The 22,069-nt window shown below is 60.0% G+C and carries 22 protein-coding genes and 2 tRNA genes; 18 read left to right on the top strand and 6 right to left on the bottom strand.

Features of this window, described 5'->3' with window-relative positions:
* Position 1 precedes the first annotated feature (1 nt).
* The 3 genes from C9422_RS07130 (at position 2) to C9422_RS07120 (ending at position 1,269) form a co-directional block, all read left to right on the top strand.
* On the top strand, positions 2-490 hold the full coding sequence (locus C9422_RS07130; RefSeq protein ID WP_116580146.1) for a YchJ family protein: 489 nt from the start codon (positions 2-4) through the stop codon (positions 488-490).
* 75 nt (positions 491-565) lie between these two features.
* On the top strand, positions 566-1,060 hold the full coding sequence (locus C9422_RS07125) for an LEA type 2 family protein (protein WP_116580145.1): 495 nt from the start codon (positions 566-568) through the stop codon (positions 1,058-1,060).
* Positions 1,057-1,269 (top strand): SEC-C metal-binding domain-containing protein, encoded by a 213-nt coding sequence (locus tag C9422_RS07120; RefSeq protein ID WP_015093814.1) that lies wholly within the window; start codon positions 1,057-1,059, stop codon positions 1,267-1,269. Before C9422_RS07125 ends, C9422_RS07120 begins: the two co-directional genes overlap by 4 nt.
* Before the next feature lie 121 nt (positions 1,270-1,390).
* On the opposite strand, the gene C9422_RS07115 is transcribed toward C9422_RS07120, so the two are convergent.
* On the bottom strand, positions 1,391-1,948 hold the full coding sequence (locus tag C9422_RS07115; RefSeq protein ID WP_116580144.1) for a cysteine hydrolase family protein: 558 nt from the start codon (positions 1,946-1,948) through the stop codon (positions 1,391-1,393).
* Between the two features lie 233 nt (positions 1,949-2,181).
* On the opposite strand from C9422_RS07115, the gene C9422_RS07110 reads away from it, so the two are divergent.
* From C9422_RS07110 to C9422_RS07075, 8 genes are all read left to right on the top strand, one after another.
* Positions 2,182-4,632: a penicillin acylase family protein gene (locus tag C9422_RS07110; RefSeq protein WP_116580143.1), complete on the top strand. Its 2,451-nt coding sequence runs from the start codon at positions 2,182-2,184 to the stop codon at positions 4,630-4,632.
* A 216-nt stretch (positions 4,633-4,848) separates the two neighbouring features.
* Positions 4,849-5,883: a ligase-associated DNA damage response exonuclease gene (locus C9422_RS07105; RefSeq protein WP_116580142.1), complete on the top strand. Its 1,035-nt coding sequence runs from the start codon at positions 4,849-4,851 to the stop codon at positions 5,881-5,883.
* Positions 5,880-7,550, top strand: a complete 1,671-nt coding sequence (locus tag C9422_RS07100) for an ATP-dependent DNA ligase (RefSeq protein WP_116580141.1) — start codon at positions 5,880-5,882, stop codon at positions 7,548-7,550. Before C9422_RS07105 ends, C9422_RS07100 begins: the two co-directional genes overlap by 4 nt.
* 225 nt (positions 7,551-7,775) lie before the next feature.
* Entirely contained in the window at positions 7,776-8,558 is a 783-nt protein-coding gene (locus C9422_RS07095; protein ID WP_056720873.1) for a transporter substrate-binding domain-containing protein, read from the top strand.
* Between the two features lie 56 nt (positions 8,559-8,614).
* The gene (locus C9422_RS07090; RefSeq protein ID WP_007971646.1) at positions 8,615-9,343 is read left to right on the top strand and encodes an ABC transporter permease; all 729 of its coding nucleotides are present in this window, start codon (positions 8,615-8,617) and stop codon (positions 9,341-9,343) included.
* Positions 9,340-10,050, top strand: coding sequence for an ABC transporter permease (locus tag C9422_RS07085; RefSeq protein ID WP_007971647.1), 711 nt, complete (start codon positions 9,340-9,342; stop codon positions 10,048-10,050). The genes C9422_RS07090 and C9422_RS07085 overlap by 4 nt, the downstream gene beginning before the upstream one ends.
* A gap of 26 nt (positions 10,051-10,076) precedes the next feature.
* Entirely contained in the window at positions 10,077-11,195 is a 1,119-nt protein-coding gene (locus C9422_RS07080; RefSeq protein ID WP_116580140.1) for a succinylglutamate desuccinylase/aspartoacylase family protein, read from the top strand.
* A gap of 13 nt (positions 11,196-11,208) precedes the next feature.
* Positions 11,209-11,973 carry an ABC transporter ATP-binding protein gene (locus C9422_RS07075; protein WP_116580139.1) on the top strand — a complete coding sequence of 255 codons (765 nt, stop codon included), beginning with the start codon at positions 11,209-11,211 and terminating at the stop codon, positions 11,971-11,973.
* Between the two features lie 55 nt (positions 11,974-12,028).
* On the opposite strand, the gene C9422_RS07070 is transcribed toward C9422_RS07075, so the two are convergent.
* The 3 genes from C9422_RS07070 to dcd all read right to left on the bottom strand — a co-directional run bounded on the left by C9422_RS07070 (position 12,029) and on the right by dcd (position 13,540).
* Complete coding sequence (locus C9422_RS07070) at positions 12,029-12,409, bottom strand: hypothetical protein (RefSeq protein ID WP_256589874.1); 381 nt, start codon at positions 12,407-12,409, stop codon at positions 12,029-12,031.
* 247 nt (positions 12,410-12,656) lie between these two features.
* Complete coding sequence (locus C9422_RS07065) at positions 12,657-12,866, bottom strand: hypothetical protein (RefSeq protein WP_033047523.1); 210 nt, start codon at positions 12,864-12,866, stop codon at positions 12,657-12,659.
* Positions 12,867-12,973: 107 nt separating this feature from the next.
* Positions 12,974-13,540 carry a dCTP deaminase gene (gene dcd, locus C9422_RS07060; RefSeq protein WP_007940589.1) on the bottom strand — a complete coding sequence of 189 codons (567 nt, stop codon included), beginning with the start codon at positions 13,538-13,540 and terminating at the stop codon, positions 12,974-12,976.
* Positions 13,541-13,893: 353 nt separating this feature from the next.
* On the opposite strand from dcd, the gene C9422_RS07055 reads away from it, so the two are divergent.
* On the top strand, positions 13,894-14,103 hold the full coding sequence (locus C9422_RS07055; protein WP_002554837.1) for a cold-shock protein: 210 nt from the start codon (positions 13,894-13,896) through the stop codon (positions 14,101-14,103).
* Between the two features lie 125 nt (positions 14,104-14,228).
* Here C9422_RS07055 and C9422_RS07050 read toward each other — a convergent pair whose 3' ends face one another.
* On the bottom strand, positions 14,229-15,236 hold the full coding sequence (locus C9422_RS07050; protein ID WP_116580137.1) for a DUF481 domain-containing protein: 1,008 nt from the start codon (positions 15,234-15,236) through the stop codon (positions 14,229-14,231).
* Positions 15,237-15,400: 164 nt separating this feature from the next.
* Between C9422_RS07050 and C9422_RS07045 the strand changes: the two genes are divergently transcribed.
* From C9422_RS07045 to C9422_RS07030, 4 genes are all read left to right on the top strand, one after another.
* Positions 15,401-15,754, top strand: a complete 354-nt coding sequence (locus C9422_RS07045; RefSeq protein WP_007971652.1) for an MGMT family protein — start codon at positions 15,401-15,403, stop codon at positions 15,752-15,754.
* A gap of 44 nt (positions 15,755-15,798) precedes the next feature.
* Positions 15,799-17,358, top strand: a complete 1,560-nt coding sequence (locus C9422_RS07040; protein ID WP_116580136.1) for an AmpG family muropeptide MFS transporter — start codon at positions 15,799-15,801, stop codon at positions 17,356-17,358.
* Positions 17,359-17,501: 143 nt separating this feature from the next.
* Positions 17,502-19,217, top strand: coding sequence for a proline--tRNA ligase (locus C9422_RS07035; protein ID WP_116580135.1), 1,716 nt, complete (start codon positions 17,502-17,504; stop codon positions 19,215-19,217).
* Between the two features lie 19 nt (positions 19,218-19,236).
* Positions 19,237-20,190 carry a hypothetical protein gene (locus C9422_RS07030; RefSeq protein ID WP_102674170.1) on the top strand — a complete coding sequence of 318 codons (954 nt, stop codon included), beginning with the start codon at positions 19,237-19,239 and terminating at the stop codon, positions 20,188-20,190.
* Between the two features lie 89 nt (positions 20,191-20,279).
* On the opposite strand, the gene dinB is transcribed toward C9422_RS07030, so the two are convergent.
* Positions 20,280-21,341 (bottom strand): DNA polymerase IV, encoded by a 1,062-nt coding sequence (gene dinB / locus C9422_RS07025; protein ID WP_007977673.1) that lies wholly within the window; start codon positions 21,339-21,341, stop codon positions 20,280-20,282.
* A 301-nt stretch (positions 21,342-21,642) separates the two neighbouring features.
* On the opposite strand from dinB, the gene C9422_RS07020 reads away from it, so the two are divergent.
* Both C9422_RS07020 and C9422_RS07015 read left to right on the top strand, forming a co-directional pair.
* Positions 21,643-21,719: transfer RNA gene (locus C9422_RS07020), tRNA-Met, on the top strand.
* Positions 21,720-21,950: 231 nt separating this feature from the next.
* Positions 21,951-22,027 (top strand) — tRNA-Met (locus C9422_RS07015).
* The last annotated feature ends 42 nt before the right edge of the window (positions 22,028-22,069 follow it).

Raw genomic sequence — 22,069 nt, 5'->3', positions numbered from 1 at the left:
GATGAGTACATCCATTTGCCCTTGCGGCAGCGGCACCCTGCTTGACGCCTGCTGCGGTCACTACCATGCCGGACACCCGGCGCCATGCGCCGAAGCCTTGATGCGCTCGCGCTACAGCGCCTACGTGCTGGGGTTGGTCGACTATCTGGTGGCCACCACCCTGCCCGCCCAACAGGCCGGCCTGGACCGTCAATCGATCAGCGACTGGAGTGCGCAAAGTACCTGGCTGGGCCTTGAGGTGGAAAGCTCCGAAGTGCTGGGTGGCCAGCCTGAACACGCTTTCGTGACCTTCACCGCGCGGTGGCACGACAGCAGTGGCGAGCACAGTCATCGAGAGTGCTCATCGTTCGTACAGAACACGGGGCGCTGGTATTTCATCGACCCGACCGTGCAACTCAAACTCGGGCGCAATGACCCCTGCCCGTGCGCCAGTGGACAGAAGTTCAAGAAATGTTGTGCGGGATACTTCAGCAGCCAGTCCATGGAGTGACGGTCCATCACGCAGGAGCTGTCGAAGGCTGCGATCCTTTGGGTCTAGACTGGGACTCAAGGGAGAACCACCACGATGATCATCCGCCGCTGCACACGCTGTCTGCTCACCGTGTTCCTGACACTGGGACTCGGCGGCTGTGCGTCGTGGTTCGACGACGACTTGCCGGACCCCGAGGTCCATCTGGTGAAGGTCGAGGTGGTCAGCGCCAAACTGCTGGAGCAGAAATTCCTCCTGCATTTTCGCATCGACAACCCCAACGACAGCGACCTGACGGTGCGCAGCCTGGAGTATCGCGTTCACCTGGGTGACATACTGCTGGCCGACGGGGAGTACGAACACTGGTTCACCATCAGCCCCAGGCACAGTGCCTACTTCAAGGTGCCGATCCGCACCAACCTGTGGTCCAAGGTCCGGGACCTGGCCAAACTGCTGAAAAAATCCGACCAACCCATTCCCTATCGTCTGGAAGGTGAACTGGAAACCGGTATATTCATCGCCCACTACGTGCACCTGGCACGCAATGGCGTGATAATCGCCGCCGATTTAATTCCGGAGCAACACCGATGACCCAGCAACCCCATGTCCACGGCCCTGACTGCAACCACGATCACGATCATGACCATCACCACCATGATCACGACCACGGCCATGTCCACGGTCCGAACTGCGGCCACGCTCACCAGGAACCGGTGCGCAATGCCCTGAAAGACGTCGGCCGCAACGATCCGTGCCCATGCGGCAACGGCAAGAAATTCAAGAAGTGCCACGGCGCTTGATGCTTCGGGCGGATATCGATTTCGCCAATTGAATCGCCATCGCGAGCAGGCTGCTCCTACATTCGATCTGCGCCAGACAACGGTCCTGTGAATGCAGCTCCCACAGTGATTGGACAGATACTTAGTCGGCCGACAGGATCTGCGCACTGCTGACCACCGTCGCATACTCGCCATGCAGATTCCCCAGCGACATCGCATGCACCTCTTCGGCGCTATGGGCATGGCCGAAAAAGTCAGCCTTGTCGAAGGTAAAGCACGCATCCTCGGCCACCCAGGCATCAAACCCCAGGTTGCCCGCGGTGCGCGCCGTGGACTCCACCGAGTTGTGGGTCGCGACGCCCACGATGATCAACTGCCCGATCCCCGCCTCACGCAACTGCGTCTCCAGCCCCGTCGAACAAAACGCATCCGGCACCTGCTTCTGGATCAAGCGCTCACCGGCCATTGGCGCAAAGCGCTCCTGAAACTCCACCCCCGACTGCTGCGGCCAGAACACAGAGTCCAGCGAGCGGGACAGGTGCTGCACATGGATCACCGGCCGAGCGGTGCGCCGCCAATGAGCGAGCAATTCCAGCATGCGCTCTTCGGCCTGAGGATTATTCCTGCGGCCAAGCCTGGGGTGGAGGATGCCTTTTTGCTGATCGATGATGATCAGTGCCGCGTTTGCCTTGAGCTCCATGCCGACTTTTCTCCAGGATTGTTGATTGTGTCGCACTTCAACATCACGGGTTACGGCTGACAAGCCACTGTTGAGAATCAAAAGATCGCAGCCTTCGGCAGCTCCTACGGAGATACGCCGATCTTTGACAAATCCTGAAATAACCTCTTGCCCCGCTTGCGCGGCCATCGCCTGCTCACTAACGTAGCGCCTTTATTGCGCCCCACCGCCTCTACCCCCGCAGGAGCTTTGCCATGGCCTCGCCAGCCCTTACTCATTTTCTACCCCGGTTCGGCGTTGCCGCAGCAGTGGCGGGCGTCTTGAGCCTGACCGGTTGTCAGAACTTCAATGCCCAGGACACCCTTCCGCCGACCTCCGGCGTGCAACCGCTCAAGGGCCTGGCGCAGAACGTTTCGGTGCGCCGCAATGCCATGGGCATGCCGCTGATTGAAAGCAACAGCTTCCACGACGCGCTGTTCACCCTCGGTTACGTGCATGCCAGCGACCGCATCACGCAGATGGTCACCCTGCGCCTGCTGGCCCAGGGCCGATTGGCCGAGATGCACGGTGCGGACCTGCTGGATGCCGACCGTTACATGCGGGCGGTCAACCTGAAGAAAAGTGCCGGCGAGTTGTACAAGGCCTCTTCGCCGCGCCTCAAGCGTTTCTTCGAAGTCTATGCGCGGGGCGTGAACGCCTACCTGTTCCGCTACCGCGACAAACTGCCGGCGGACCTCGCGGCCACCGGCTACCAGCCTGAATACTGGCAGCCGGAAGATTCGGCGCTGATTTTCTGCCTGCTGAACTTCAGCCAGTCGACCAACCTGCCGGAAGAAATTTCCTCGCTGGTACTGGCCCAGACCGTCACCACCGACAAACTGGCGTGGCTGACGCCGTCCGCCCCCGACGAAAAACTGCCGGTCGCCGAGAGCGAAAAACTCCAGGGCCTCAAGCTCAACGGGCAAGTACCGGGCCTGGCCGAACTCAGCAAAGCCACGGGACAACTGTCGGATCTCAACCTGCTGGGCGCTACCTCGTCGAACAACTGGGCCATTGCCGCGCAACGCAGCCGCAGCGGCAAGAGCCTGTTGGCCAGTGACAGTCATGGCCCGCTGGGCGTGCCTTCATTGTTCAGTTACGTGCAGATTCGCGCACCGAAGTATCAGGCGTCCGGCGTGACCATCGCGGGCCTGCCGATGGTGCTCGGTGGTTTCAACGGTAAAGTGGCGTGGAGCATGGCGTCCGTGATGGGCGACAACCAGGACCTGTTCCTTGAGAAGATCAAGCGCCAGGGCAACGGGCTTACCTACGAAAACGCCGGGAAGTGGCAGCCGGCGATCGTGCGCAACGAAACCTATTTCGTCAAAGGCCAGCGGCCGATTCGCGAGGCGGTGTACGAAACCCGCCATGGCCCGCTGCTCAACAGCGCCCAGGGCACCACGCTGGCCAATGGTTTCGGCCTGGCCTTGCAGATGCCGAACTTCACCGACGACAAGTCCCTGGACGCGTTCTTCGACCTGTCCCGCGCCCAGAGCGCCGAGAGAGCTTCGGATGCCAGTCGCGAAATCCGCGCCATCGCACTGAACCTGGTGTTTGCCGACGCCAGCCACATCGGCTGGCAGGTCACCGGCCGCTACCCGAACCGCCGCGAAGGCGAAGGCCTGCTGCCCTCGCCGGGCTGGGAAGGTCGCTACGACTGGGACGGTTATGCCGACCCTATGTTGCACCCGTACGACCAGGACCCGGCCCAAGGCTGGCTCGGCACCGCCAACCAGCGGGTCATTCCCCATGGCTACGGCATGCAGCTGTCCAACTCCTGGGCCGCACCGGAGCGCGGCGAGCGCTTGGCCGAACTGGCCGGCGCAGGCAAACACGACAGCCGTAGCCTGATCGCCATGCAGTACGACCAGACCACGACCTTCGCGGCCAAGCTGAAGAAAATGTTCGAAGCGCCGGGCATGGCCCAGCCACTCAAACAAGCCATCGACGCCTTGCCGGCGGCCGATCGCGCCAAGGCACACGAAGCCTACAGCCGCTTGATGGCGTTCGACGGCAAGCTCAGCCCGACTTCCACCGATGCGGCCATCTACGAACTGTTCCTGCAGGAAAGCAGCCGGCAGATCTTCCTCGACGAACTGGGCCCGGATAGCAGCCCGGCGTGGAAGGCCTTTGTCGCCGATGGCAAGTTGTCCTACGCGGCCCAGGCCGATCACTTGCTCGGGCGTGAGGACAGCCCGCTCTGGGATGACGTGCGCACCGCGCAGAAAGAAGACAAACCGGCCATCCTCGCGCGCAGCCTCGCCGCAGCGATCAGCGCCGGCGACAGTCAGTTGGGCGGCGATCACAAGGCCTGGCAGTGGGGCAAACTGCACCGCTATGAGTGGAGGAACAACAGCGGCCAGACGGTACGCGGTCCGCTGCCGGCCGGTGGCGATCACACCACACTCAACACCGCCGCATTCGCCTGGGGCCAGGACTTCAACACCACCTTGGCGCCCGCCATGCGCTTTATCGTCGACTTCGGCCAGTCCGAACCGCTGATGGCGCAGAACGGTACCGGTCAGTCCGGCAACCCGGCCAGTGCGAACTACCTCAACAGCATAGAACCCTGGCTCAAGGGCCAGTACATGAGCCTGCCGATGCAGCCGCAAAACTTCGACAACGCCTATGGCAAGAATCGACTGACGCTGACACCCGGCAAGTAACGCTGATCCCTGTGGGAGCGGGCTTGCTCCGGGCGGCGTTCCGACGAAAGCGGACTGACATTCAAAGTAATTGTTGAATGTTCAATCGCTTTCGTCGGAACGCCGCCCGGAGCAAGCCCGCTCCCACACTCGTATTTCATCCGCCCATAAGCCCGATAGAACTTCTCGCCCCGCGCCGACCTCATACCTAACAAGTCTCTCCACTCTGGCAACGCCATGGACCTTGTTATCTCGCGTCCCGAAGGTTTGTACTGCCCTGCCGGCGACTTCTATATCGATCCGTGGCGACCGGTCGAACGTGCCGTGATCACCCACGCCCACGGTGACCACGCCCACGCCGGCAATCAGCACTACCTGGCGGCAGCGCCGGGCGACGCCATTTTGCGTGTTCGACTGGGCCAGGACATCAACCTGCAAACCCTGCGCTACGGCGAACGCCTGCTGCATCACGGCGTGTTCCTCAGTTTTCATCCCGCCGGCCACGTACTCGGCTCGGCGCAGGTACGACTGGAATACGGTGGAGAAGTCTGGGTGGCTTCCGGGGACTACAAGACCGAGCCCGACGGCACTTGTGCCGCGTTTGAACCCGTACGCTGCGACACCTTCATCACCGAGTCGACCTTTGGCCTGCCGATTTACCGCTGGCAACCCCAGCTACAAGTGTTTGCCGAGATCAATCAATGGTGGCAAGCCAACGCGGCTGTCGAAAAAACCAGCGTGCTGTTCTGTCATTCGCTCGGCAAGGCCCAGCGCATTCTCCATGGCATCGACGCACGACTGGGCCCCATTCTCGTGCATGGCGCCGTGGAACCCATCAACCGGATCTACCGCCAAGCGGGGGTTCATTTACCGCCCACGATGGATGCCGCCGACATCAAAAAGAGCGACCCGATGATGCGCAAGGCGCTGGTACTCGTGCCGCTTTCAGCGGCGAACAGCAGCTGGATGCGTCGCTTTGTCGATTACAGCGATGGTTTCGCCAGTGGCTGGATGCGCTTGCGCGGAACACGTCGGCGGCTCGGTGTAGACCGAGGTTTCGTCCTGTCCGACCACGCCGACTGGCCAGGTTTGCTGTGGGCCATCGAACAGACCGGTGCCGAACGGGTCATGGTGACCCATGGATCGAGCGGCGCACTGGTACGCTATCTGCGCGAGCAGGGGCTTGATGCCATGGCGTTCGATACCCGATATGGTGAAGACGAAGAAGACCCCGCCCTCGCCGAGGCCGAACTCGCCGAGGTACTGCCATGAAGGCATTCGCTGAGCTGTATGCCAGGCTCGACGCCTCGACATCGAACAATGCGAAACTGGCGGCGATGCAAAACTACTTCGCCGAGGCTGCACCGGAGGATGCCGCATGGGCGGTGTACTTTCTGTCGGGAGGACGTCCCCGGCAATTGGTACCTGTGCGGGTACTGCGCGAACTCGCGGTGGCGCTTTCCGGTTTGCCACAATGGCTGTTCGAAGAGAGTTACCAGGCCGTCGGTGACCTCGCGGAAACCATTTCGCTGATCTTGCCGCAAGCGCCGCACCGATCAGCCGATGGGCTGGCCACGTGGGTGGAGGACAAGCTGTTGCCACTGCGCGGCGAAACACCGCAATCCCTCGCGCAAAAGTTACCGCAGCTGTGGGCGCAACTGGATCGGGAAAGCCTGATGGTCTGCATCAAACTGATCACCGGCAGCTTTCGCGTCGGGGTGTCCAAATTACTGGTCACCCGCGCCCTGGCAGCCATGGCCCGTCTCGACAGCAAACGCGTGGCGCAGCGGCTGGTGGGTTACACCGATCAGGCCCACCGACCCAGCGCCGCCAGCTACCTGAAACTGATCGCCGCCGAATCCCCGGATGAGCATGCCCAGCGTGGCGGCCAGCCCTACCCGTTTTTTCTCGCCCATGCCTTGTCGTCGCCCGTGGAACAATTCGAAGTGCAGCTCGGTCCGGCACGGCACTGGCAGGCGGAATGGAAATGGGATGGCATTCGCGCCCAGGTGATCAAGCGCGGCGGGCGACTGTGGATCTGGTCGCGGGGTGAAGAGTTGGTCACCGAACGCTTCCCTGAACTGGACAGTTTGATTCTGGGCCTTCCCGACGGGACAGTGATCGACGGCGAGATCGTCGCCTTGAGATCTGCGCCAACCGGCACCGAAAAGGCTTTTGAGCCCGCAGTGCAACCTTTCGCCCTCCTGCAACAACGAATCGGTCGCAAGACCCTGGACCGGAAAATCCTCGATGAAGTCCCGGTGGTGCTGCTTGCCTTCGATTTGCTCGAATGGCAGGGAGAAGACTGGCGCAACCGGAGTCAGGCCGAGCGTCGTGCACAACTGGAACGGGTGGCCGGTGACTGCGCCAACCCTCGTTTGCGTCTCTCGCCATTGTTGACCGGCGACACCTGGCTCGATCTCGCCCGCCAGCGCGAGGCATCCCGCGCCCTCGGTGTCGAAGGCCTGATGCTCAAGGCGCGCGATGCCCTGTACGGCGTCGGCCGGACCAGGGACATGGGCGTGTGGTGGAAATGGAAAGTCGACCCGTTCAGCGTTGACGCCGTGTTGATCTATGCGCAACGGGGGCAAGGGCGCCGGGCCAGCCTCTACAGCGACTATACGTTCGCCGTCTGGGACGGCCCGCCAGAGGCCAGTGAACGCACCCTGGTGCCGTTTGCCAAAGCTTACTCCGGGCTAAGCGATGACGAAATCCGCCAGGTCGACAGCATCGTGCGCAAGACCACCGTGGAAAAGTTCGGCCCCGTGAGCAGCGTCCAGCCAAGCCTGGTGTTTGAATTGGGCTTTGAGGGAATCGCCCTCTCCCGTCGTCACAAGAGTGGCATTGCCGTGCGCTTTCCCCGTATGTTGCGCTGGCGCAAGGATAAGTCGGTCGACGAAGCCGACAGTTTGACGACCCTGCAAAATCTGCTCAGCTAACCCTTCTATCCGTCCTCAAATATTTTTCTTTTTGAGTCGAACTGGTGCGGCCATTTCCCTGCGCCCGTTTTCGTGCATAAATCTGTCTCCGGCTATTTCCAGACACCTTTTAAAACGCTTGTTCGGCACTCTGGTTCGGAAATTGCTACTTTCAACAGGTCTTACGCTTTCCAGTAACAATAATTCTGCGCCACGAGCGCTCATATTGGTTTTAGGGATTGAATAATGAAAAAAGCATTGCTGACCCTTTCTGCACTGGCATTGTGCATGGCTGCTGGCTCCGCCATGGCGAAAGAATACAAGGAACTGCGTTTCGGCGTTGACCCTTCCTACGCACCGTTCGAGTCGAAAGCGGCCGATGGCAGCCTGGTAGGCTTCGACATCGATCTGGGGAACGCGATCTGTGCCGAACTGAAGGTCAAGTGCAAGTGGGTCGAAAGTGACTTCGATGGCATGATCCCTGGCCTCAAAGCCAACAAATTCGACGGCGTGATCTCGTCGATGACCGTTACCGAAGCCCGTGAAAAAGTCATCGACTTCTCCAGCGAACTGTTCTCCGGCCCAACCGCCTACGTGTCCAAGAAAGGTTCGGGTGTGACTGAAGACGTCGCCTCGCTCAAGGGCAAGACCGTCGGCTACGAACAAGGCACCATTCAGGAAGCCTATGCCAAAGCCGTGCTGGACAAGGCCGGCGTGAAAACCCAGGCCTACGCCAACCAGGACCAGGTCTACGCCGACTTGACTTCCGGTCGTCTCGATGCAGGGATTCAGGACATGCTGCAAGCCGAACTGGGCTTCCTGAAGTCGCCACAGGGCGCCGACTACGATGTCAGCAAGCCGGTCGACAACGCTTTGCTGCCAGCCAAGACAGCCATCGGCATTAAGAAAGGTAACACCGAGCTGAAAGCACTTTTGGATAAAGGTATCAAAGCGTTACACGATGATGGCACCTACGCCACCATTCAGAAGAAACACTTTGGCGATCTGAATCTGTACAGCGGCAAATAATGCCCGGCGCCCATCTCGCGATGGGCGCTTTTTTCATCCGATCAGGTTGCTGATTTATGTTCGAAAACCTATTAGAAAATCTGGGGCTCTCTGCCTTCAGCCTCAAGGGCTTCGGTCCGCTGCTGATGCAAGGCACCTGGATGACGATCAAGTTGTCGGCGTTGTCGCTGTTGGTGGCCGTGTTGCTCGGGCTGCTCGGCGCCAGTGCCAAGCTGTCAAAAGTCAAACTGATGCGCGTGCCTGCCCAACTCTACACCACCCTCATTCGCGGCGTTCCGGACCTGGTCCTGATGCTGTTGATCTTCTACAGCCTGCAAACCTGGCTGACCTCCTTTACCGATTACATGGAATGGGAATACATCGAGATCAACCCGTTCAGTGCCGGGGTCATCACCCTGGGCTTCATCTACGGTGCGTATTTCACCGAAACCTTCCGTGGCGCGATCCTCGCCGTCCCACGGGGTCAGGTCGAAGCGGCCACAGCTTATGGCCTCAAGCGCGGCCAGCGTTTCTGGATCGTGGTGTTCCCGCAGATGATGCGTTATGCCCTGCCGGGGATCGGCAACAACTGGATGGTGATGCTCAAGGCCACCGCCCTGGTGTCGATCATCGGCCTCGCCGACCTGGTCAAGGCAGCCCAGGACGCCGGTAAAAGTACCTATCAGCTGTTTTACTTCCTGGTGCTTGCCGCATTGATCTACCTGGTGATCACCAGCGCGTCCAACTTCATTCTGCGCTGGCTTGAGCGTCGTTACTCCGCCGGTACCCGGGAGGCCGTACGATGATCGAACTTCTGCAGGAATACTGGAAACCCTTCCTCTATAGCGACGGCAACAACATCACCGGCCTGGCCATGACCATGTGGCTGCTCAGCGCGTCGATCTTCTTCGGTTTTCTCGTGTCGATCCCGCTGTCCATCGCCCGTGTATCGCCGCACTTCTACATCCGTTGGCCGGTGCAGTTCTATACCTACCTGTTCCGTGGCACGCCGCTCTATATCCAGTTGCTGATCTGTTACACCGGGATCTACAGCCTGGCCGCCATTCGGGCCCAGCCAGTACTGGACGCATTCTTTCGCGATGCGATGAACTGCACGATCCTGGCCTTCGCCCTGAACACCTGCGCCTACACCACGGAGATTTTCGCCGGGGCAATCCGCAGCATGGCCCATGGTGAAGTGGAAGCGGCCAAGGCTTACGGCCTGACAGGCTGGAAGCTGTATGCCTACGTGATCATGCCGTCGGCCCTGCGTCGCTCGTTGCCGTACTACAGCAACGAAGTGATTCTGATGCTGCACTCGACCACCGTGGCCTTCACCGCGACCATCCCGGACATCCTGAAAGTCGCACGGGACGCCAACTCGGCAACCTTCCTGACCTTCCAGTCGTTCGGCATCGCCGCGCTGATCTACCTGACCGTCACTTTTGCGCTGGTCGGCCTGTTCCGCCTTGCCGAACGCCGATGGCTGGCCTTCCTCGGGCCGACCCACTAGGTCTCAACCTGCTTCAGGAACAACAGATGCGCCACCAGAAACATGACCTGCTGGCCCCGCTGCCGGGGACCGCACGACAGATCCACAGTTTTCACTTCGGCCCACAACCGGCCAACGGCAAGATCTACATCCAGGCCTCCCTGCACGCGGACGAAATGCCCGGCATGCTGGTGGCCTGGCACCTCAAGCAACGCCTGGCAGAGCTGGAAGCCGCCGGTCGCCTGCGCAGCGAAATCGTGCTCGTGCCCATCGCCAACCCGGTGGGCCTGGAACAGGTGCTGATGGATGTGCCGCTGGGCCGCTACGAGCTGGAAAGCGGCCAGAACTTCAACCGCTGGTTCCTCGACCTCAGTGAAGAAGTCGGCAATGCGATCGAGGGCAAGCTCGGTGACGATCCGCAGCGCAACCAGCAACTGATCCGCAGCAGCCTGCGCGAAGCGCTGGCCCGGCAGACTGCCGACACCCAACTGCAATCCCAGCGCCTGACCCTCCAACGACTGGCCTGTGACGCCGACATGGTGCTCGACCTGCATTGCGACTTCGAAGCGGTCGCGCATCTGTACACCACCCCGGATGCCTGGCCGCAGGTCGAGCCGCTGGCCCGTTACATCGGCGCCGAAGCCAGCCTGCTGGCGACGGACTCTGGCGGTCAGTCGTTCGATGAATGCTTCACCCTGCTGTGGTGGCAGTTGAAAGAGCGCTTCGGCGAACACTTCGACATTCCACCGGGCAGTTTTTCGGTGACCGTCGAATTGCGCGGTCAGGGCGATGTCAACCACCCGCTGGCCAGCCTCGACTGCCAGGCGCTGATCGACTACCTGATCCATTTCGGCGCAATCGCCGGTGAACCTGCGCCCCTGCCCGACCTGCCCTATCCGGCGACACCGCTGGCCGGTGTAGAGCCAGTGGCCACGCCTGCCGGCGGGCTGCTGGTGTTCACCGCGCTGCCGGGGCAATACCTGGAAGCCGGGCAACTGATCGCCGAGGTCATTGATCCGATCAACGATCGCGTCACTCCCGTCCACTGCTGCGCCGCCGGGCTGATGTACGCCCGCTCGCTGCGTCGCATGGCCACTGCCGGCATGGTGATCGCCCACGTCGCGGGCACCGAAGCCTATCGCAGCGGCTATCTACTTTCGCCTTGAGGATGCACGCCCCATGTACAAATTGACCATCGAAGGCCTGCATAAAAGCTATGGCGACCATGAAGTCCTCAAAGGTGTTTCGCTCAAGGCCAAGACCGGCGACGTCATCAGCCTGATCGGCGCCAGCGGCTCGGGTAAAAGTACCTTTCTGCGTTGCATCAATTTCCTGGAACAACCCAACGACGGCGCCATGAGCCTCGACGGGCAGAACATCCGCATGATCAAGGATCGCCACGGCATGCACGTGGCCGATGCCGCGGAACTGCAGCGGATTCGCACACGCCTGGCCATGGTGTTCCAGCACTTCAACCTGTGGAGCCACATGACGGTGCTGGAAAACATCACCATGGCGCCGCGCCGGGTGCTGGGCTGCGACAGGAAAGAAGCCGAGGACCGCGCCCGGCGCTATCTCGACAAGGTAGGGCTGGCCTCCCGTGTGGCGGACCAATACCCGGCGTTCCTGTCCGGCGGCCAGCAACAACGGGTGGCGATTGCACGCGCACTGGCCATGGAACCGGAAGTCATGCTGTTCGACGAACCGACCTCGGCGCTGGACCCGGAACTGGTGGGCGAAGTGCTCAAGGTGATCCAGGGCCTTGCCGAAGAGGGCCGGACCATGATCATGGTGACCCACGAAATGAGCTTTGCCCGCAAAGTGTCGAGCCAGGTGCTGTTTCTGCACCAGGGCCTGGTGGAGGAAGAAGGCGCGCCGGAAGACGTGCTGGGTAACCCGAAAAGCGAGCGGTTGAAGCAGTTCCTCAGTGGCAACCTGAAATAACCACCGGCAGCAAGAGTGGAAGCCGGCTTGCCCGGCTTCCAACATCCATCAACCGTTATGCCCCCGCTTGGTTTTCCAACCTGAAACTGCCATTACTCACTTGCAGACCATTAGCGTCCGTCCCGCTGAAGCGTCCGGCAAACTCCGCGTCACCTCCCACCGTCAACTCGAGCGTTCCTGGATAAAGCTCAGCCTCCGAGTTACCGGTCACATGGATGACCTTGGGAGTTGTCCCGCTGAGCTCCAAGCTGAAGCTGCCACTCTGGATGCCTATCGGCAAGTACACTAAAAACGCTGTCCCCTGACCGTTATCCGCCTCAATGCAATGAATGTTTGACTGCTGGTAAAAATCGAGTCCATCCGTTACGCGAAACTGCATGGAGCCGTCTGTCGTGATGACCTCGGCACTCATATGTCCCGATCGATTTGCACTCATCTGAATGTTCCTTTTCATATTCGTCGTTAACTGACTGGCGCCCCCCATTGCCAACGGCCACAGGGCACGCGGCTCACAGATAGAACCACGGCCATACCCGTCGATTGGTTTCGACGACAGACACAGTTACTTCCGAATATGTTCAGGCTGACTCAGACGCCAGGTTCGTGAACGGCAACAACAGACGCAGGCCTGCTTGCTGAAGACACCCCCCCGTTCACCGACCATAAATGGCGGACATCGAAAATCAGGCAACAGGCGCAGGCGGTGGCTCATCCGGCAGGGTAGGCTCTCCTGGCTCGTTGGGCTGTTCATTCGGGGTATCAGGATCAGGCTGGCCGGGGATGCCCCCTGCCATGCTGACGGGCGGATGTGCCAATAACGACCAGGCCAGAACGCCAACCTGATTGGGTTCAAGCCTTGCCAGCTCGGCACTGATTCGCGGATCGATCTTCATTCGGCGCTCCTGGGCGATGGCCCGACCCGCCTTGCGCGGATCGGAACAGTACACTCCATAGAGTGTACGCCCGCCCAGGAATTCCCGACATTTGTCGGACGGTTGACTCAGGTACGCGGCAGGGTCACGCCACGCTGGCCCTGATACTTGCCGCCACGGTCCTTGTAGGACACTTCACACTCTTCGTCCGACTCGAGGAACAGCATCTGTGCCACGCCTTCGTTGGCGTAGATTTTCGCCGGCAGATTGGTGGTGTTGGAGAACTCCAGGGTCACGTGACCTTCCCACTCAGGCTCGAGCGGCGTGACGTTGACGATGATGCCGCAGCGCGCGTAGGTGCTTTTACCCAGGCAAATGGTCAATACATTGCGCGGAATGCGGAAATATTCGACGGTGCTGGCCAGGGCGAAGGAGTTCGGCGGAATGATGCACACGTCGCTGTGGATATCGACGAAGCTGCCGGCATCGAAGTTTTTCGGGTCGACGATGGCCGAATTGATGTTGGTGAACACCTTGAAATGATTAGTGCAACGCACGTCGTAGCCGTAGCTCGACACGCCGTAGGAGATCACACGGCTATCGTCGCTGCCGCGCATCTGGCGCTCGACGAAAGGCTCGATCATGCCGTGTTCCTGCGCCATGCGGCGAATCCACTTGTCCGATTTGATGCTCATGGCGGGTGTCCTGAATTGCGAGGTCGAAAAATTCTGTCCGGCATCTTACCGGGCGCGCCGCCGGGTTCAAAGTCCGGGGTGCAATTCTCGCTGAACAGGCAGGAATTACGCGCGTTGGCGACGAACCGTCACACCGCCGATCCTTAAAACAGAGAAACCTTCGCAAGAAGCATTGGCACGTCTCGGAAAAAGGGTTAAGGTGGCGCCACTGTGCTGCTTGTGTCACTGAGAATCTCTACACGATATGTTGAATTTCGATCCAACCATCTACAAGAATTTTTCCTGCTCTTTGCACTCAGTCTCGGCCAGGGTTCTTCCTGAGTCGCAGTTATCTTTGTTCAAGGAGTTACACCATGTCTAATCGCCAAACCGGTACCGTTAAGTGGTTCAACGATGAAAAAGGCTTCGGCTTCATCACCCCACAATCCGGTGACGACCTGTTCGTTCACTTCAAAGCTATCCAGTCCGACGGCTTCAAAAGCCTGAAAGAAGGCCAACAGGTTTCTTTCATCGCTACCCGCGGTCAGAAAGGCATGCAAGCTGAAGAAGTTCAAGTTATCTAACTTGTACTTGCTTTAGTAAAAAGCCCCGCCCTCAACAGCGGGGCTTTTTTGTGCCTGTGTGTTTTTCACAGGTAAAAAAGATCGCAGCCTGCGGCAGCTCCTACAGGCTGCGATCTTTTAGCGTCTTACCAGGTCACGCCAAACCCTGCGGTGTAGCGTGTCTTGTCCAGATCCGCATCGTCGGTGCCGCTGATGATGTCCCGCTCCGCCTTCAGGTTCAGCGAAGCCCAGTCAGTCACCTTGTAGCGCAACCCCATCTCGGCATCGAGTGCGTAGTCAGCCACACCCGACAACGGCTTGCCGACCTCACCATTGGTGAAGAACTCCACACGTTTGCCGATCAGGTAGCGGTTGTAGTCCCACGTCATGGCCAGGGCGTAGAAATTTTCCTTGCTGCCATCGGCGAACTCATAGTCCGTGCGGTTGACCAGCGAGCCCAGGGAGAACGCCCCGAGTTCGTTATCCCAGAACTGATAGCCAGGGCCCGTACCAACGGTGCGTTGACGGGAAAGGTCTTCGACCTTGTCGCGCTTGTACACCAGGCGCCCCTGCCAGAACCATTGCTCGGTCAGGAACCGGTCGATGGAATACTCGGCCCGCCAGTTGTCCGTGGTCACCACGTCGTCCTGGAACTCGCGGTTGTATTCGCCTTCAGCGGTATGCCGCCAGCGACCGTGGCGCGCAGTGGTCTTGAAATCGATGTCGTAGTCATCGGTGTCGTTTTCCGCCCGCTGATAATCCAGCGCGACATCGACATTGCCTTTCCACACCAGATCCTCGACCACCGGTTTTGGCTTGAGAATCTGCTGAATGCTTGCCAGTTCGACCGTCTTCGGCGCCTCGCCATTGGCCAGCGTGACCTTGCCGGCGTCCGCCGCTTTCAGCGACTTGGCTTTCTCGCCCGTGTAGGCATCCTGCTTGACCAGCAACTCCTGATCGCTGTCCAGGGTCTTGACCTGCTTCCAGTCGATCGTCACCGCACCGGCATACTCGGTCTGGATCAGCAGCTTGCCGCCATCGAACAGCGTGATCTTGCCACTGAGCTTGTCACCGTTCTTCAACCACACGGTATCGGCTAGCAAGGGAGTGGAGGCGCCAAGGACGGCGAGACATAGCAGGGATCTGGACAACATAAGCAAAATACAGGCGCTCGGGATTGCGAAAAAATCGGCATTATCCGTAGGAATAAGGCCCTGACAAGGACTGACCCGACTATTTCTATTGAGTTCATTTCTCAAGCGCCCGTGCAGGAATTACTCTACAGACGGTAAAGCAGACTTCTTCAGGACTGACGGACGTGACCGATCCAACCGATGAACCCGAGAGCGCAGCGCAAATCCGACGCACGGCGCTGTACCTGACTCTGGCGCAAGTTCCCGAGGGCAAAGTCGTCAGCTACGGCCAGTTGGCCGAGCTTGCAGGGTTGGGTCGCGCCGCTCGCTGGGTAGGCCGCACGCTCAGCCAATTGCCGAGCGACAGCAAACTGCCCTGGCACCGCGTTCTGGGCGCAAACGGGCGTATCAGCCTGCCGGTCGGCAGCCCTTCGGGCGATGAGCAGCGCGCACGATTACGCATGGAGGGCATCAGTGTCCTGAATAATCGTGTTGATATTCAGCGCCATGGCTGGCGTCCGGTAGAGCACAGCGGTTAGAGTGCGCGCTTTGTTTCCGTATTTCTTGAGGCAGACTCCAGCCCATGCCCCGTAAAACCTGGCGCGCCGCGCTCGCCGCTTATGCCAGCCCCTCGACACTCGTGCTGTTGCTGCTTGGCTTCGCCGCCGGCCTGCCCTACATGCTGGTGTTTTCGACACTTTCGGTCTGGCTCCGTGAAGCCGGCGTGGCGCGTGAAACCATTGGTTATGCAAGCCTGATCGGCCTGGCCTATGCCTTCAAATGGGTCTGGTCGCCCTTGCTCGACCAATGGCGACTGCCATTGCTCGGCAAACTCGGCCGACGACGATCCTGGCTCGTATTGTCCCAGGCACTGGTCATCCTGGGCCTGATCGGGATGGGTTTCTGTGACCCGCAAAAGCATCTGTCCTGGCTGATCGCCATTGCCGTGGTCGTCGCTTTCGCATCAGCGACGCAAGACATTGCAGTAGACGCCTATCGCCTGGAAATCGCCGAAGACAATCGCCAGGCCGCCCTGGCCGCCAGCTACATGTCCGGTTACCGGGTCGCTGCGCTGCTGGCGACCGCAGGCGCGCTGTACTTCGCCGAAGGCTTTGGCTCCACCGGCTTCAACTACAAGCATTCGGCCTGGGCCGGCACTTACATCCTGTTCGGCGCGCTGATGGTCCCGGCACTGCTGACATCCCTGTTCATGCGCGAACCACCCGTGCCGTTGCGCACGCAACTGCAGGCCGGGCGCTACAGCTTCATGCATCAGCTGGCCTCGGTGTTCGTGCTGATCATTTTGCTGGTGTCCGTGCCCGCCATGTTCACCCAGCTCTACAACACCGACTTCACCAGCGTACTGTTCGAAGGCGTGAGCCTGCTCGACCTGCTGCTTGAAGACCGCGCATTCCTGCGGGCCATCCTCTACATCACGCTCACCGCCCTGTGCCTCTCGGCCATGGGCCGTCGTGGCCTGGCACCGGTGCTGACGCCGGTCAACGACTTCATCCTGCGATACCGCTGGCAAGCGCTGCTGTTGCTCGGCCTGATCGCCACCTATCGGATGTCCGATACGGTCATGGGGGTGATGGCCAACGTGTTCTATATCGACCAGGGCTTCACCAAGGACCAGATCGCCAGCGTGAGCAAGATCTTCGGCCTGATCATGACCCTGGTCGGCGCCGGCATGGGCGGCTTGCTGATCGTGCGTTTCGGCATCCTGCCGATCCTGTTCATCGGCGGCCTCGCATCCGCGGCGACCAACATCCTGTTCCTGATGCTCGCCGACATGGGTCCCAACCTGAACATGCTGGTACTGACCATATCCCTGGACAACTTCAGTTCAGGCCTGGCCACCTCGGCCTTCGTGGCCTACCTGTCGAGCCTGACCAACCTCAAGTTCTCCGCCACCCAGTACGCCCTGCTCAGCTCGATCATGCTGTTGCTGCCGCGCCTGATCGGCGGCTACTCAGGGGTCATGGTGGAGAAGTTCGGTTATCACGATTTCTTCCTGATTACCGCCCTGCTGGGCGTCCCGACCCTGCTGCTGATCGCCCTGCACTGGTTCCAGGAGAACCGCCGCGCAGGTCCGACACCCACCCCGGAACCGCTGCAGACCCCGATTGCCGAAGAATCGTAGGTTTTTTACGCAGGAATAATCGCGGAGGGCCGAGTGAATCGCGCCCTCCTGCCACACCACCGACCGCACGCCTGTACGCCAGCGGATCTCGCCCGTACAATGCTCCGTCATTTCTCGTCATCAGCAATCGATAACGGCCAACCATGCGCACCAGTCAATTTTTGCTCGCCACACAAAAAGAAACGCCTTCCGACGCGGTCGTGATCAGCCACCAGCTGATGCTGCGCGCCGGCATGATCCGCAAGCTTGCCTCGGGCCTGTACACCTGGCTGCCGATGGGCTTGCGGGTAATGCGCAAGGTCGAAGCCGTCGTTCGTGAAGAAATGAACGCCGCCGGCTCTCTCGAAGTGTTGATGCCGAGCACGCAACCGGCCGAGCTGTGGCAGGAATCCGGGCGCTGGGAAGAGTACGGCCCTGAATTGCTGCGCTTCAAGGATCGCCACGGCCGCGACTTCTGCGCCGGCCCGACCCACGAAGAAGTCATCACCGATCTGATGCGCAACGAGTTGAGCAGCTACAAGCAGCTGCCGATCAACCTGTACCAGATCCAGACCAAATTCCGTGACGAAATCCGCCCACGCTTCGGCTTGATGCGCGGCCGCGAATTCATCATGAAGGACGCCTACTCGTTCCACGCCGACCAGCCTTCGCTGCAGGTCACCTACGATCGCATGCACCAGGCCTACTGCAACGTGTTCACCCGTCTGGGCCTGAAGTTCCGCCCTGTTGAAGCCGACAACGGCTCCATCGGCGGCGCCGGCTCCCACGAGTTCCACGTGCTGGCCGAGTCCGGTGAAGACGACATCGTGTTCAGCAACGGCTCCGACTACGCCGCGAACATCGAGAAAGCCGAAGCCGTGCCACGGGAAACCTCGCGCGCCGCTGCGACCGAACAACTGCGCCTCGTCGACACCCCGAACGCCAAGACCATTGCGCAACTGGTCGAAGGCTTCAACCTGCCGATCGAGAAAACCATCAAGACCCTCGTGGTGCACGCTGAAGAGAAAGGCAAGCTGATCGCCCTGATCATCCGTGGCGACCATGAGCTGAACGAAATCAAGGCCGCCAACCAACCAGGCGTGGCCAGCCCTCTGGTCATGGCCTCGGAAAGCGAACTGCGCGAAGCCATTGGCGCCGGCGCCGGTTCCCTCGGCCCGTTGAACCTGCCGCTGCCGATCATCATCGACCGCTCGGTCGAGCTGATGAGCGACTTCGGCATCGGTGCCAACATCGACGACAAACACTACTTCGGCGTGAACTGGGAGCGCGACCTGCCTGTTCCGACCGTTGCCGACCTGCGCAACGTCGTGGCCGGTGACCCGAGCCCGGACGGCAAAGGCACCCTGGAAATCAAGCGCGGCATCGAAGTCGGGCACATCTTCCAGCTGGGCAACAAGTACAGCAAAGCGATGAAGTGCGAAGTACTGGGCGAGAACGGCAAGCCGGTCACCCTGGAAATGGGCTGCTACGGCATTGGCGTGTCCCGCGTGGTGGCGGCTGCCATCGAGCAGAACAACGACGAAAACGGGATCATCTGGAGCGACACGCTCGCGCCGTTCCAGATTGCCCTGGTGCCGCTGCGCTACGAAACCGAGCAGGTTCGCGAAGCCACCGACAAGCTGTACGCGGAACTGACCGCTGCCGGCTTCGAAGTGCTGCTGGACGACCGTGACAAGAAAACCAGCCCGGGCATCAAGTTCGCGGACATGGAACTGATCGGCATTCCACACCGGATCGTGGTCAGCGACCGCGGCCTGGCCGAAGGCAACCTGGAATACAAGAGCCGTACCGAGGCCGACGCACAAGCGCTGCCGGTCGCCGACGTGCTGTCCTTCCTTCAGGCCCGCATCCGCCGCTGATAGCAGATATAGAGACGTCATGTTCAAGCGAAACACCTTAGGCCTCGGTGGTGCCGCCTTGTGCGGCACCCTGCTGGTCAGCGGCTGTGCCAACCACATGTCACAACGCAGCGAGCACGAGGAACGGGTCGAGCGCAAATTGCTCGATCACAGCCTGCAGATCGATGTCGGTGAGCCCAAGGTGCTTGAGCTGCCGCAACGGCGGGTGAAAATCCACGAGCAGAAGACTTTCGAAGTCACCGAGTACGAAGTCACGCGTCACTATGACCGCTATACGCCGTACCAACCCTGGCGGGAGATCTATGAAATCCCGCTGGGCGCGGTGGCCGTGGTGGCGGGTGTCGGTGCCAACGTGGTCAATGTGTTCGCCCTCGGCAATCTGCCGGACAGCGTGACCAAAGACTGGCTGAGCTACGGTTTCGCCGGGCTCAACCCGTTCATGAACGTGCAGTCCCATGGCCGAGCGCAGCAGAACCTGGCCGGTATTGATGAAGTCCAGCGCGACAAACGCACGGAGTACTCAAGCCTGCCCTGGAGCGAGCGCCCGGTCGAGGTCAAGGCCGGCAAGGAAATCTTCGAACTGACCACCGACAAAAACGGCGTGTTGCGCCTGAATCTGTTGGATAACCCGTTCGCTGAACATGACATCAATCATCTGAGCCGCTTGCTGATTCGTGTTGAGGCTGCCCAGGACAACGTGCACACCGATGCCACCCTGGCCGTCAGCAGCACCTTGCGCAGCAAGCTCTATGAGGCCCACGGGCTGATTTATGACGATCTCGAAGGCGACGAAGTCAGCCAGTGGGTCCACCGGGTCAAACGCCTGTCGGAGCTGGGTCTTGAAGAAGAAGCCAGTGAGCTGGAACAGAGCCTGATCGAGCTGACGCGCAACGATCCGGAATTGCAGACCGAGTTCCTGAAGTCGCTGGCCCGCAACGGCGAGCGACTGGTGGCGAATCCGGGGCTGAACTAACCAAAAGATCGCAGCCTGCGGCAGCTCCTACAACAGATCGCATTCTTCTGTAGGAGCTGCCGCAGGCTGCGATCTTTTATGTTTCAGGCCTACCGCTCAAACAACTCCATCTGCTCGAACCCGCCCCGCAAGTCCTCCAGCCGCACGCCCACGCCCAACAACCGCACCGGTTTACCGCCACGATTGAAGGCCTGGGTCAGCATCAACTGATAACTTCCCAGATCCCGCCCTGCCCCGGCCTGCTCCAATGTCGTCTGCGTGAAGTCGTGAAATTTCACTTTGACGAATGGCTTGCCCGGACGATAACTGCTGTCGATTCGCGCCATGCGACCGGCCAGGGTCTCCAGCAGCTCGGGCAACTTATCCAGACAACTCTTCAGGTCCGGCAGGTCAACGTCGTAGGTATTTTCGACACTGATTGACTGACGACGACTGTCATTGTGCACCACACGCTCATCAATCCCACGGGCCAGGCTCCAGAGTCGCTCGCCAAAGCTGCCGAACTCACGCACCAGCGCCAACTTGTCCCATTCGCGCAATTGCAGGCAATCCGTGATACCCAGCTTGCCAAGCTTGTCGGCAGTGACTTTGCCGACCCCGTGCAGCTTGCTCACCGGCAAGCCACTGACAAAGTCCTCGACCTGATCCGGCGTGATGACGAACAGTCCGTTGGGCTTTTTCCAGTCACTGGCGATCTTGGCCAGAAACTTGTTCGGCGCCACGCCCGCCGACACGGTGATGTGCAACTGATTGGAGACCCGGCGCCGGATGTCCTGGGCAATTCGCGTTGCACTGCCAGCGAAATGCGCGCTGTCCGACACATCGAGGTAGGCCTCATCGAGCGAGAGCGGTTCGATGATCTCGGTGTAATCGCGAAAGATCGTGTGGATTTCCCTGGACGCTTCTCGATAGGCATCCATGCGTGGCTTGACGATGGTCAGGTCCGGGCACAGCTTCAAGGCATGCCCTGAAGACATCGCCGAACGCACCCCGTACGCCCGCGCCTCATAATTGCAGGTGGCGATCACCCCGCGCCGGTCCGCCGACCCGCCCACCGCCAATGGCTTGCCGGCCAGACGCGGGTCATCACGCATCTCAATGGCGGCGTAGAAACAGTCACAGTCGACGTGGATGATCTTTCGCTGAGTCATGGCAAAGCAGAGTTCATGGCAAGGAAAAGGCGTATTGGTGTGACGGACATCCAGTATCTCACCGACACCTGTATATAGCACCAGTAGTCTGAATGTTCTTTTCGAGGCGTGGGAAATGTCGTTGGTAAATTTATTTTTTCAATCAGAAAAACATTCCCGATAGAGCCGCAGGCCTTGCCCCGCCTGCCTCACAGGCTGACCAACCCACTCATCGGCAAGCTAACCGATTGAAGATGAACAGGTTTTATCTGAATTGCAGGTTGACACCCCAGCGTATCTCTATAGAATGCCGACACACAGACGCGGGATGGAGCAGTCTGGTAGCTCGTCGGGCTCATAACCCGAAGGTCGTCGGTTCAAATCCGGCTCCCGCAACCAAACATCAAAAAAGGCTACTCGAAAGAGTGGCCTTTTTTGTGCGTGCCTGTTTTGTAACGCCGGCAGCGAAACTCGCCATCCCTGCTGGCCCGAGCAGTCAGCAGAAATCGTTCTGATTCCGAAACTTAGGCGAAGGCTGCGACCGTTTGCCGCGCTTTAACGTTTATTTGACCTGGTTCGGGATTAACGGTTGACACCCTGACGATTCTCTATAGAATGCCGCCACACAGACGCGGGATGGAGCAGTCTGGTAGCTCGTCGGGCTCATAACCCGAAGGTCGTCGGTTCAAATCCGGCTCCCGCAACCAAACATCAAAAAAGGCTACTCGAAAGAGTGGCCTTTTTTGTAT

The sequence above is a fragment of the Pseudomonas sp. B1(2018) genome (assembly GCF_003097365.1).
GTDB lineage: Bacteria > Pseudomonadota > Gammaproteobacteria > Pseudomonadales > Pseudomonadaceae > Aquipseudomonas > Aquipseudomonas laurylsulfatiphila.
The sequence above is the reverse complement of the archived record's forward strand: the minus strand, read 5'-3'. Positions and strand labels throughout refer to the sequence as shown.